10 protein-coding genes are annotated in these 10,763 nt (G+C 73.2%); 3 read left to right on the forward strand and 7 right to left on the reverse strand.

The window, feature by feature from the left end; translation table 11 throughout:
- Positions 1 to 94 precede the first annotated feature (94 nt).
- A complete protein-coding gene (locus tag AC6EH9_RS05230; RefSeq protein WP_498421236.1) occupies positions 95 to 2,236 on the forward strand; it encodes an acyltransferase family protein in 2,142 nt (713 codons plus the stop codon).
- A gap of 18 nt (positions 2,237 to 2,254) precedes the next feature.
- On the opposite strand, the gene AC6EH9_RS05235 is transcribed toward AC6EH9_RS05230, so the two are convergent.
- From AC6EH9_RS05235 to AC6EH9_RS05255, 5 genes are read right to left on the reverse strand one after another with little or no spacing between them, the layout of a single operon-like run.
- Complete coding sequence (locus AC6EH9_RS05235) at positions 2,255 to 2,953, reverse strand: arsenate reductase/protein-tyrosine-phosphatase family protein (RefSeq protein ID WP_498421238.1); 699 nt, start codon at positions 2,951 to 2,953, stop codon at positions 2,255 to 2,257.
- On the reverse strand, positions 2,950 to 4,194 hold the full coding sequence (locus tag AC6EH9_RS05240; RefSeq protein ID WP_498421240.1) for a hypothetical protein: 1,245 nt from the start codon (positions 4,192 to 4,194) through the stop codon (positions 2,950 to 2,952). The genes AC6EH9_RS05235 and AC6EH9_RS05240 overlap by 4 nt, the downstream gene beginning before the upstream one ends.
- Complete coding sequence (locus AC6EH9_RS05245; protein WP_498421241.1) at positions 4,191 to 5,477, reverse strand: polysaccharide biosynthesis protein; 1,287 nt, start codon at positions 5,475 to 5,477, stop codon at positions 4,191 to 4,193. Before AC6EH9_RS05245 ends, AC6EH9_RS05240 begins: the two co-directional genes overlap by 4 nt.
- Positions 5,474 to 6,640, reverse strand: coding sequence for a DUF1972 domain-containing protein (locus AC6EH9_RS05250; protein ID WP_498421244.1), 1,167 nt, complete (start codon positions 6,638 to 6,640; stop codon positions 5,474 to 5,476). Before AC6EH9_RS05250 ends, AC6EH9_RS05245 begins: the two co-directional genes overlap by 4 nt.
- A 10-nt stretch (positions 6,641 to 6,650) precedes the next feature.
- A complete protein-coding gene (locus tag AC6EH9_RS05255) occupies positions 6,651 to 7,409 on the reverse strand; it encodes a CDP-alcohol phosphatidyltransferase family protein (RefSeq protein ID WP_498421245.1) in 759 nt (252 codons plus the stop codon).
- A gap of 148 nt (positions 7,410 to 7,557) precedes the next feature.
- Between AC6EH9_RS05255 and AC6EH9_RS05260 the strand changes: the two genes are divergently transcribed.
- A complete protein-coding gene (locus tag AC6EH9_RS05260) occupies positions 7,558 to 8,742 on the forward strand; it encodes a glycosyltransferase family 4 protein (RefSeq protein ID WP_498421248.1) in 1,185 nt (394 codons plus the stop codon).
- 38 nt (positions 8,743 to 8,780) lie between these two features.
- Here the strand turns inward: AC6EH9_RS05260 and AC6EH9_RS05265 are convergent, their stop codons facing one another.
- Positions 8,781 to 9,230 carry an FAD synthase family protein gene (locus AC6EH9_RS05265; protein ID WP_498421249.1) on the reverse strand — a complete coding sequence of 150 codons (450 nt, stop codon included), beginning with the start codon at positions 9,228 to 9,230 and terminating at the stop codon, positions 8,781 to 8,783.
- A 168-nt stretch (positions 9,231 to 9,398) separates the two neighbouring features.
- On the opposite strand from AC6EH9_RS05265, the gene AC6EH9_RS05270 reads away from it, so the two are divergent.
- Positions 9,399 to 9,824 carry a VOC family protein gene (locus tag AC6EH9_RS05270; RefSeq protein WP_498421250.1) on the forward strand — a complete coding sequence of 142 codons (426 nt, stop codon included), beginning with the start codon at positions 9,399 to 9,401 and terminating at the stop codon, positions 9,822 to 9,824.
- Between the two features lie 9 nt (positions 9,825 to 9,833).
- On the opposite strand, the gene AC6EH9_RS05275 is transcribed toward AC6EH9_RS05270, so the two are convergent.
- On the reverse strand, positions 9,834 to 10,691 hold the full coding sequence (locus AC6EH9_RS05275) for a hypothetical protein (RefSeq protein ID WP_498421251.1): 858 nt from the start codon (positions 10,689 to 10,691) through the stop codon (positions 9,834 to 9,836).
- Positions 10,692 to 10,763 lie beyond the last annotated feature (72 nt).

The raw sequence follows: 10,763 nt of genomic DNA on the forward strand, positions 1-10,763 counted from the left end.
TGCCCGCCACGGCGACAGCACCGGCCGCACCGGGCGCCGGAAGTGGGGAAGCGGGGGAAGAGACGTGAGTGGAGATCACAGCGGACCGGGTGCCATGCCACGACGAGACGTCCAGGGCCTGCGCGCGGTCGCGGTGCTCGCCGTGGTGGCCAACCACCTCTGGGGCTATCCCCGGGGAGGCTTCATCGGAGTCGACGTCTTCTTCGTCCTCTCCGGGTTCCTGATCACCGGGCTCCTCCTCAAGGAGCACGAGCGCGACGGGCGGATCAGCTTCACGAACTTCTACCGGCGCCGGATCAGGCGGATCGTGCCCGCCGCGACGTTGGTGATCGCCGCCACCGTGGCGGCGACCTTCTTCGCCTACAACCATCTTCGCGGTGCGGCGGCTGCTCGAGACGGGCTCTGGGCGCTCGTCTTCAGCGCGAACTGGCACTTCGCCGCGGTCGATACCGACTACTTCCGCGACGACGGGCTCCTGTCGCCGCTGCAGCACTACTGGTCGCTCAGCGTCGAGGAGCAGTTCTACCTGCTGTGGCCGCTCATCATCCTGGCCACCTACGCCCTTGCCCGAGGCAGGGTGCGCAGCGGCCGACTGGCGCTGGGGGTCGTCGCGGGGGCACTCACCCTCGCCTCGTTCGCCTATTCGGTGTGGCATACCTCGACCGAGCCCGTCCAGGCGTACTTCTCGACGCTGGACCGGGGGTGGGAGCTCGGTGTCGGTGCCCTCCTCGCGGTGCTCTCTCCCTACCTGAAGGAGCTCCCCGCCCGGCTCGCCTCCGGGCTCGGGGTGGCGGGTCTGCTGGGCATCGCGGCGGGTCTCTTCCTGATCGGTGAGACCTCGACCTTCCCGGCGCCGTGGGCCGCGCTGCCCGTCCTCGGCACCGCCTGCGTCCTGGTCTCGGGCATGTCGCGCGAACAGACCTACCTGCGCCCGATCGTGAACCCCGTCGCCGGGTACGTGGGCGACATCTCCTACTCGCTGTACCTGTGGCACTTCCCCGCGATCATCGTCCTGCAGGCGTTCTACCCCCGGGGCGGTCTGCAGTACCAGCTGCTCGCGTGCATCGCCATCGTCATGCTGTCGGTGCTGAGCTACCACCTGGTGGAGGACCCGATCCGTCGGTCGAGCTGGCTGGAGCCCGGCATGCTGGCCCGGCGTCGGGAGCGCCACCTGCGCTCTCCGCTGTTCGAGAACCGGCTTCCCCTGCACGTGCAGAACCTCGTGCTCGGCTGCCTGGTCGTCACCTGCCTGCTGGCCGTGGGTCTGGCCCTCCAACCGACCCGGACCCCGGAGCCGACGCGCTTCGAGCAGCTGCAGTCCGCGCCGCTCGAGGCGACCGACTCGGCCGTGCCTGCCGACTCGGAGACCGGCGCGGCACCGGTCTCGCCGGAACTTCGCGCGCAGCAGGAGGCCGTGGTGAGCGCACTCCAGGCGACCGCCTTCCCCGACCTGGACCCGGCCGTGGAGGACCTGGGGCTGGCGAACTGGGTCGACCGGATCACCGCGGACGGCTGCGCGAACGTCGGCGCCGGGACCCTGGCGAAGTGCCGCTTCGGTGACGAGGGCGCCACGAAGACGGTCGTCGTGCTGGGTGACTCCTACGCCATCTCCTGGATGCCCGGCATCCGGAAGGCGCTGGTGCCGCGTGGCTTCGCGGTCCAACAGCTCACGATGGGCCAGTGCCCGGTGTGGAACGCCCCGGTGGTGGCCGACGGAAAGCGGTTCGTCGAGTGCGAGCGGCACCGCGACTTCGCCGTCCAGGCGGTCCAGCGGATGAGGCCGGACCTGCTGGTGCTGGCCTCGTCGCAGAACGACCTGGAGAACCTGTACTCCGAGAACACCGGGTCCGCCGCCCAGCAGGAGGTGCAGTCCGCGATGACAGACACCCTCCGCAGGCTCGAGGGTGCGGCGGGGCGGACGGTGGTCCTCGCGCCGCCCCCCAACGCCGGCAACCTGGAGCTGTGCATGACCCGGGGCGCTGCCCCCGACGACTGCGTCTCCGCGATCGGCGAGGCCTGGTCGCTGATGGCGCAGGCGGAGCAGACCGCCGCCGACCTCGCGAAGGTCCAGTACATCGACACCTCGGCGTGGTTCTGCGCCGCCGACCTGTGTCCGGCCTTCACCGGGAACCAGCCGGTCCGCGCGGACGGCTCGCACCTGACCTGGGAGTACTCCGAGCACCTGGCGCCCCTGCTGGCGCAGAGCCTGCTGGGCGGCGCCGCGCCCGCTGCCTGAGGGACGCGGCGCCGGGCGTCAGGGGCGCGGTCCGGGCTGCTGGGCGAGGGCCGTGAACGCCGCCATCGTCTCGGCGAACTGAGTGACCGGGGGCTGGGCGAGCCGGAGCACCAGACGGTGCCGGACTCGGTGATCGAGATGCGCATCGGGCACGTCATGCCCCTGGATCTCCAGGGGCCGCCACGGCGCGGAGAGCGTCAGCTGACGCTCGGTGCGGACCTGGTCGCCGAGGCCGCGCTGGGCATCGAGCTGTACGACGAACTCGCGCAGTCGGCGCTCGACGCCCTCGGGGAGGGCCTGAGACAGCGCGGTGGGCTCGCCTGAGGGGAGCCGAGGAAGCTCGCCGTGCAGCTGCGCGGCGAGCTGCCCGGCCTCACGGACCGTGAAGACGCGCGAGTGTGACTGGGGGAACATCCGGACCACCCCTGCGCGCGCGTGCCGATCGGCGGTGAGGGTGAGATCGGCACCCGCCAAGGCTGCCGGGGTGGCCAGCGTCGCGCGGTGCTCGGAGAGCCCGTGCCGGGTCTCGTGGGCCCGATTGAGCAGGCGTGCGATCTCGGCGCACGCCAGGTCCCCGGGGATCGCATCGAGGCCGCACGTCCGGATCTGGAGGTGGTGGCGCACGAGATGGCCGCGCAGAGCCCTGTCCAGCAGGACAGCGGTGAGCGGCGAACGACAGACGTTGGCCGAGCACACGATCATCACGGTGAAGGTCATCGGGGGGCTCCCTCGTCGGCGGGTACCTGCACTGCAAAGGCGAAGCACAAGAAGGTGATGAAGGCGGCGGAGGCGTCGAAGAGCCCGCTCTCCAGCACGCTGACGAGCACCAGCAGCACCAGCGTCACCACGCCCAGCGACCGCCAGGGCGCCTGGGTGGTGGCGGCCTTGGCCAGGGTGATCAGCACGAGCAGCACCAGCACCGCGGTGCCCAGCCAGCCGGCCTGCACCAGGGCCGAGACCCAGGTGCTGTCGAGGATCTGCTCGTTGCGGTACATGGCCGAGACGGGGATCTTCTTCACCGACAGCCCGACGCCGAGCATCTCCTGCGCCGCGGTGTCGGGGTACTCCAGAGCCGCGCGCCACGCGATGGTCCGCGAGTTCAGCGTCAGCATGCTGCTGGTGTCGCCACGGGTGAGGTACTGGCTGAGCACCGGCGTGTAGACGGCGATCGCCAGGCCCGTGGGGACGGCCAGCACACCGAGGGAGAAGACGTAGGCCGGGAGGCGCGCGGCCAGCAGCACGAGCAGGACGGTCGCCAGCAGGAGCGCCGCCAGCCCGGTGCGGGTCCCGGTGGCCCAGACGACCGCGAGCAGGATCGGCAGCGCAGCGACGTCGCGCGAGTTGGCCACTCCCACGATGCAACGCCAGACCAGGCACAGGAACGGGATGCTGACCAGCAGCGCGATCTCGTTGGCGTTGACCGGTGGGATCCCTCCGTAGAGGCGGCCCTCGCTGGCCAGCGAGCCGATGCCGGTGACGGAGGTGAAGCCCGCCAGCAGCAGCATGGCCGTCATCAGCGTGCTCAGCACCTGCACGCTGAGATAGCGGGAGAAGACGAGCACGAGCGTCGCGATGATCAGGAAGCTGCGCGCGATCAGGACGCCGGTGGCCAGGCCGTTGCCGTCCAGCACGGCGCCCAGGCCGGTGATCAGGAGGTAGGCGCCGAGCCAGGGCAGCGGCCCCACGGGGAACCGGTCCCAGGGCGTCCCGCGCCGGGGCGCGGTGAAGGCCAGGATGATGGCGACGACGTTCAGCGCCGCCTTCATCACCACCACGCCGTCCATGCCGCCGGAGTAGTAGGTGCCCTTGCGCCAGGCGACGGTGGAGAGCAGCAGGAGCAGGAAGATCAGCAGCAGCCGGAACGGCGAGCGGCCCAGCGGGGCGAGGGACGCCGCCAGGCGCAGGTCGCGCTCGCGGCTCGCCCCGACGTCGGGCGGGGAGTCGAGGGTGGAGGTCATCGCGGCGCACCCGCCAGCCCGGAAGCGCCGGCCGTGGAGCTCGAGTCGGCCCGGGACTCCTCGACGAGCCCGGTCAGCAGGCGGCGACACCACCACCCGCCGACGAACGAGCCGACGCACAGCAGCCAGGGCATCGACCAGGCGGGCGTGCCCACCGCCAGCAGCAGCGCGGCGACCAGGAGCAGCGAGAGGCACGAGTCGACCACCCGGACCAGCAGCACCTGCGCCTGCTGGCCTCGCACCGCGGCGAGACTGCCGTAGGGCAGGACCGCGGCACAGGACGCGGCGTACGCCGTCCAGCCCAGCACCGCAGGCACCTCGAGGGGGAACCGGCCACCGGTCAGCAGCGGGCCGAGCACGCCACTGGCGGCGACGGCCGCCAGCCCGCAGAGGGTGGCGGCGACCAGCATCACCGCGGCGGCCCGGTCGGCCCGGCCCAGCAACGCGTCGAGCGGTCGGTCCCGGTCGGCGGCGTAGGAGGAGAACAGGTAGGAGCCGATGCCCTGCACCAGCAGCAGGGCCGGCGCCACGAACACCCGGGCCGCCTCCAGCTCGCCCACCGCCGCCTGGCCGGCGGCGAGCAGCACCAGCCACCGGGCCGCGTTGAGCGCCGTCGGGCGCACGAACTGCTGGGTGGCCCGCCACACTCCGAAGCCGAGCACGGCCCGCCAGGCGGGCGGGCCGTGCCCGAGGGCGCGCTCGCGGCGGGGCAGGAGCAGGCCGGCCACCAGACAGGCGCTCAGCTGGCCCAGCATCAGTGCTGCCAGGAAGGCCGCCAGGCTCAGCGAGGCGACGTACGCGGCCCCGGCCAGCACCGCGAGGCTGACCAGCAGCCCGGTGCCGTCGACCAGGACCAGACACCCGAAGCGCAGGTCCGCCATCAGCAGCCGGCGCAGCAGGTCGGCCACCATGAAGGCCGCGGTGGCGCCCGCGAACGCGAGAGCCGCCGCGGCGGGCAACCCGGTCCCGAGCACGACGACGGTGCCGCCGGTGACGGTGGCCGCCGCGACGGTGAGGGCGGCGATCCGCACCAGGGCGGCGCGCACCGCCGGATCGTCGCGGTCCAGGACGGTCAGGCTGTCCCCGACGAGCCCGGTGGACAGCGCGGTGAACATCACGGTCGCCCCGAACAGCAGGGCGTACTGGCCGAGCCCGGCGGCACCGAGCTCGCGCGCCGCGAGCAGCTGCAGGGCGAGGCTGCTGCCCGCCAGGGTCACCTGCGCGGCCAGCGCAGCGACCGGCCGGGGCAGCCGCCGCCCGAGCGCGACCGCGGAGTGGGTCACGAGGGGGCGCTCCGCCCGCTGCGGCCCCGGCCGGTACGACGCCCCGAGACACGCCGGCGACTCGAGTGTCCCCGCCGCAGCCGGACCAGGAGCCCCTCGTAGCCCTCGGCGACGCTCGACCACCGGTAGCGCTCGGCGGCGCGAGCACGCAGCCGGGCACCGCGGGCGGCCAGCTCGTCGGGCACGGTCTCGGCCTTCTCCAGCAGCTCGGCGACGTCGGCCGGCACGGCGAAGAACAGCCCGTCCTCGCCGAGCACCTCCCGGTTGAAGTCCACGTCGTAGGCGACGACGGCGGCGCCGGCGCCCATCGCCCGCAGCAGCGACGGGTTGGTGCCGCCCACCGAGTGGCCGTGCAGGTAGGTGACGGCGTTGGCGTAGAGCTCGTCGAGCTCGTCCTGGTCCCAGACGGCGCCGACCAGCCGGATCCGGGGGTCGTCCCCGGCGCGCTCGCGCACGTGCGCGGTGTAGCGGTCCGCGTACGGCGCCGAGCCCACCACCACCAGGGGCAGCCGGGCCCCGGAGTCGCGGAAGCCTGCGACGATCTCGGCCACGTGGTTCTCCGGCTCGAAGCGGGCGACCACGAGGTGGTAGCCGCCCGGGGACAGCCCCAGCCGGGAGAGCCGGGTCGCGCCGGGCTCGGACTGGATGGGGGCGCCGTAGGTGAGCAGCTCGGTGCCGGCGCCGAACTCGCGGCGGTAGTAGTCCGCGATGCCCTGGGCGTCGGCGATGAGCGCGTCGCCCCAACGCACGGCGAACGCCTCCGCCAGCCGGTAGTACAGCCGCCCGGTGGGGCCCCACTTGGCGCGCTTCCACTCCAGGCCGTCGACGTGCACGGCCGTCGGCACCCGGCGCAGGCGCAGGATCGGCAGCAGCGGCGCGTTGGCCGCGTTGAACACGATCGCTGTGTCCTGGCGGGGCGAGACGAGCAGGTGCAGCAGCGAGAGCGCGGTGTGGCTCAGCGTCTCCAGGGCACGACCGCGCAGCGCGGGCAGGTGCACCAGCCGCATCCCGAGGTATTCGCGCACCGGCTCGTCGGCGCCCCGGCAGTAGACCGTGACGTCGTGGCCCTGCGCGGCCAGTCGCTGGCCGATCTCCTCGATGGCCGTCTCGAAGCCGCCGTACCTGGCCGGCACGCCCCGGGTCCCCAGCATCGCGATTCGCATGTGCGCCTCCTCAGGCGGTGAGTGCGTTCAGCTCGCGCCACCACTTGCGCAGGGCGAGAGCGAGCAGGACGGCGTTGAGGGCGAAGAGCAGGGTGTAGGCGGACAGGAAGAGCGTCGGCCAGCCGAGGAGGACGAACATCCAGCAGAAGACGCCGTAGTCGCTGGGCAGGATCAGCCAGCGACGCCAGGGGCTCTCGACGCTCTCGGCGGCGTGTTTGGGGCGCTCGGCGGACACGTAGCGCGCCCGCAGGAACGGGAGCATGATGATGCCGAAGAAGCAGACGATGTCGACCACCTCGAAGGCGATCGGGACGAGCAGCGCCGCGTCGTCCTCCACCGGGGGGTGGCGGTACCAGGCCACCAGCACCGCCAGGTGCAGGGCGCTGGTCTTGGCGCAGTCGACGGTGTGGTCGAGCCACTCGCCGGCGACCGAGCCCCCTCCGCGCAGCCGCGCCAGCTGTCCGTCGACGGAGTCCATCACGTAGCCCCCGGCGAGCAGCACAGCGACCGTGAAGCCCACCCACACCGAGGCCGGCCCCGCCGCGAGCAGCAGCAGGGCGCTCGCGCTCAGCACGGCGCTGAGGGCGGTGGCCTGGTTGGGCGACATGCCGATGAGGTGGGCTGCCGCGGCGACGCGGCGACCGGCGGGCCGGTTCAGGTGCCGGGAGTACGCCGCGGTTCCCCGCGCGGGCTTCTGCGCCCTCTCCAGCGCGCCCAGGTGGTCGCGGTAGCCCAGCCGGACCGGCTCGGCCAGCGTCGTGTCACCCATCGATCCCCCTGCTCCAGCCAACGGCGTTGCGGTGGAACGTAGGCCGAGCCGCGAGGCCCGACGCCGGCCTCGGGGGGAAGTAGACAAATTTGGGGGTCCTCTGACCGCCGGGGCCTCGGCCGCGGCCTCCGTCCCTAGCGTCGGGAGCGTGAACGCACCGTCTCCCGGCCCCACCGTCCTGGTCGCGAACCCGACCGCGGACCTCTACGGCTCCGACCTGCAGATGCTCGAGAGCGTCGCCGGCCTCCGCGCCCACGGCTGGCGCGTGGTGGTGGCGGTGCCCGATGCCGGGCCGCTGGTGGCGAGGCTGGAGGAGCTGGGCGCCGAGGTCCGGGTGCTCGGCTTCCCGGTGCTGCGTCGCGCCGAGGCCACCCCCGCCGGCCTCGCGCAGATGGCGCGACGCGCCTGGGGGGTCGTCCGGTCGCTGCGCGAGCTGGTGCACCGCGAGAGCGCGATCCTGGTCTACGTCAACACGATCACCGTGCCCTGGTGGCTGGCAGCCGCGCGCAGCGCGGGAGTGCCTTCGCTGTGCCACCTGCACGAGGCGGAGGCGAAGGACGCCCGGGTGGTCCGCCAGCTGCTGGCGGCACCGCTGCGGATGGCGGACCTGCTGGTGGTCAACAGCGAGTCGACGCGGACCGTGCTGAGCGGGGTGGACCCGGTCCTGGGGCGGCGCGCCCGGCTCGTCTACAACGGCGTCGCGCTGCCGCGGGCGTGCCCGGGGCCCACCCAGGCCTCGCCCTCGCCGAGGCTGCTCGTGCTGGGTCGTCTGTCGCCGCGCAAGGCTCCGCACGTGGCGCTGGAGGCGGCGGGACTGCTGCGCCGGCAGGGGCGCGACGTCGAGCTCGAGCTGTGTGGGACGGCCGCGCCCGGCACGGGGGACTACGTCGCGGGTCTGCGCGCTCGCGCGGCCCAGCCGGACCTGCGCGGGTCGGTGACCTTCTCCGGCTACGTCTCGCCGGTGTGGCCGGCGCTGGAGCGTGCACACGTCGTGCTGGCGCCGTCGCTGGGGGAGTCGTTCGGCAACGCCACGGTGGAGGCCCAGGGCGCGCTGCGGCCGGTGGTGGCCACGGCCGTCCAGGGCCACCTCGAGACCATCGAGGACGGGGTCTCCGGACTGCTCGTGCCCACCCTGGACGCGCCGGCGATGGCGGCGGCGGTGACCCGGCTGCTCGACGATCCCGCGCAGGCCGTCGGCATCGCCGCGGCGGGACGGGAGCGGGCGGTGGCCCGGTTCGGGGCGGAGCGCTACCGCAGCGAGATCCACCAGGTCGTCTCCGGCCTGTCCGGCGACCGGGCCTCGACCCGGGTGACCCTGACCGACCTGCGCTAGCTCCGTGCGGCTAGCGCTGTGCGGCTAGTTCCGTGCCGCTAGTTCTGTGCGCTGGCCGGGCGCAGCTCGCCCTCGAGCAGCTCGAGGGCCCGGCGCAGCCGGGTGCTCGAGGTGTGCACGGTGTAGGGGAAGTAGACGACCTCGACGCCGACCCCGGCGAAGTCTCGCTCCAGGCGGTCACCCTTGGGGGTGCCGCGCCAGTCGTCGCCCTTGAAGATGCGGTCGAAGCGCAGCAGCCGCCAGGTCTCGACCTTGCTCGCGAGGGTCTCGGCGTGCACCTCGTCGACCACGTCGATGTGGCTGACGATCTCCAGCCGCTCCGCGAGCGAGACGACCGGGCGCACCCCCTTCACCTGCGCGCACAGCTCGTCGGAGACCACTCCGGCGATCAGGTGGTCGCACATGCTGCGCGCGTGCCGCAGCACGTTGAGGTGCCCGACATGGAAGAGGTCGTACGCCCCCGGTGCGTAGCCAACGATCTTGCTCATCCACGGTCCCCTGTACTTCTCGACGGTGCTGCTCGACGACGCGGGGGCGCACCTCCCGCGGACCAGATCGTCGAACGCCGGGGAGGGGGCGCACGGGCGGGGCGGGGCAAGTTACCCGGTAGTGGGGAGGAGTGGCGCCGGGGGCCGGGGGGAGGGCACAGTGGCGCGATGACCTCCTTCGTGTCGCACACCACCTTCGACTGCGCCAACGCCTACGAGCTCTCCGAGTGGTGGAAGCCGGTGTTGGGGTACGCCGACGACGAGGGGGACCCCAATCTGCCCGGCCACGAGGAGTGCGCGATCCGCGACCCGGAGTCCGGCCACGCGCTGTGGTTCATCGAGGTGCCCGAGCCGAAGGCGGTCAAGAACCGCCTGCACCTCGACCTGCGCCCGCGGCACGGCACCCGCGACGACGAGGTGGTCCGGCTGCTCGCACTCGGTGCCGACCAGGTCGCGGACATGCGCGGCATCCACGGCCCGGGCACCGGCTGGGTGGTGCTCGCCGACCCCGAGGGCAACGAGTTCTGCATCCTGCGCTCACCCGCCGAGATCGCCGAGGGCGCCGAGATCGCCGAGGCGACCCAGGAGGCGTGAGCCCCCGGCTCAGCGCAGCCGGACCCGCAGCACCGGACTGTTCGGACCCTCGCTGCCGCGCAGCAGCGCAAGGCCGTTGCGCGTGAACTCGATCGACTCGCCCTGGGGGACATGGGGGAGCGCGAAGCGCCGCGTGATCGGGCCGGCCGCGGTGCGCTTGAGGTAGGCCGTGTCGTAGTCGGTCATCACCAGGCGCCGCCCGTTCGGGCTGAACGCCGCCGCGGTGATGGACGCGGGTGCCGCGGACACCCGGCGCAGCACGTTGGGCTCCGAGCGCGACAGCCTGCGCGGTGCCCGGTAGACCGCGCCGCGCCGTTGCTGCTTGGAGACCACGAACACGCGGCCGGTGCGCGGATGGACCGCCAGCGCCTCCGCGTCGTGCGGTCCGTCGGGATAGACCAGGGGGAAGCGCGTCCAGCGCACCCTGCTCGGGCGCAGTCCGCGCGTCTCGGTGATCCGGTAGACCCAGATCCGGCGCCGATCGAAGTCGTTGTCGCCGATGTCGCCGATCCACAGCGTGTGCCCGGGCCCGGTGGAGACGTCCTCCCAGTCCACCGGACGAGCGCCCCTCAGCCGCAGCACGGCGCGGGTGGACCCGGAGCGGCCCACCGCGAAGAGCACCGGCGTCCCGTCGTTGTCGTTGTGGGTGAACAGCAGCGGGCGCGCGAAGGTGCTGCGCGCCAGCCCGCTGGACTCCATGATCCGCGGGTCCCTCAGGTGGCGATCCACCACCGCCCGGCCGGCGGCGGCTCGCGCCTCGCCGTCCGGTCGGGCCGGCGTGCCCTGCGCGAGCCCGGCCGGGACGCTCGCACCGAGCCAGGTCGCCAGGACCAGGGCCGTGATCTCGACAGCGTGCCGCGGGGACATGGCGGGAACCTAGGGCGGCGCCGGGTGCTCACCCGGGCCGTGCACGGCGGATACCTAAGTCGGGTGACGGCC

The sequence above is a fragment of the Nocardioides sp. Z21_20 genome, from assembly GCF_059766585.1.

What these genes read in the sequence shown, in the direction of transcription:
- AC6EH9_RS05230 (WP_498421236.1), top strand. Translation starts at nt 95, where the DNA reads ATGCCACGACGAGACGTCCAGGGCCTGCGCGCGGTCGCGGTGCTCGCC.
- AC6EH9_RS05235 (WP_498421238.1), bottom strand. Translation starts at nt 2,953, where the DNA reads ATGACCTTCACCGTGATGATCGTGTGCTCGGCCAACGTCTGTCGTTCG.
- AC6EH9_RS05240 (WP_498421240.1), bottom strand. Translation starts at nt 4,194, where the DNA reads ATGACCTCCACCCTCGACTCCCCGCCCGACGTCGGGGCGAGCCGCGAG.
- AC6EH9_RS05250 (WP_498421244.1), bottom strand. Translation starts at nt 6,640, where the DNA reads ATGCGAATCGCGATGCTGGGGACCCGGGGCGTGCCGGCCAGGTACGGC.
- AC6EH9_RS05255 (WP_498421245.1), bottom strand. Translation starts at nt 7,409, where the DNA reads ATGGGTGACACGACGCTGGCCGAGCCGGTCCGGCTGGGCTACCGCGAC.
- AC6EH9_RS05265 (WP_498421249.1), bottom strand. Translation starts at nt 9,230, where the DNA reads ATGAGCAAGATCGTTGGCTACGCACCGGGGGCGTACGACCTCTTCCAT.
- AC6EH9_RS05270 (WP_498421250.1), top strand. Translation starts at nt 9,399, where the DNA reads ATGACCTCCTTCGTGTCGCACACCACCTTCGACTGCGCCAACGCCTAC.
- AC6EH9_RS05275 (WP_498421251.1), bottom strand. Translation starts at nt 10,691, where the DNA reads ATGTCCCCGCGGCACGCTGTCGAGATCACGGCCCTGGTCCTGGCGACC.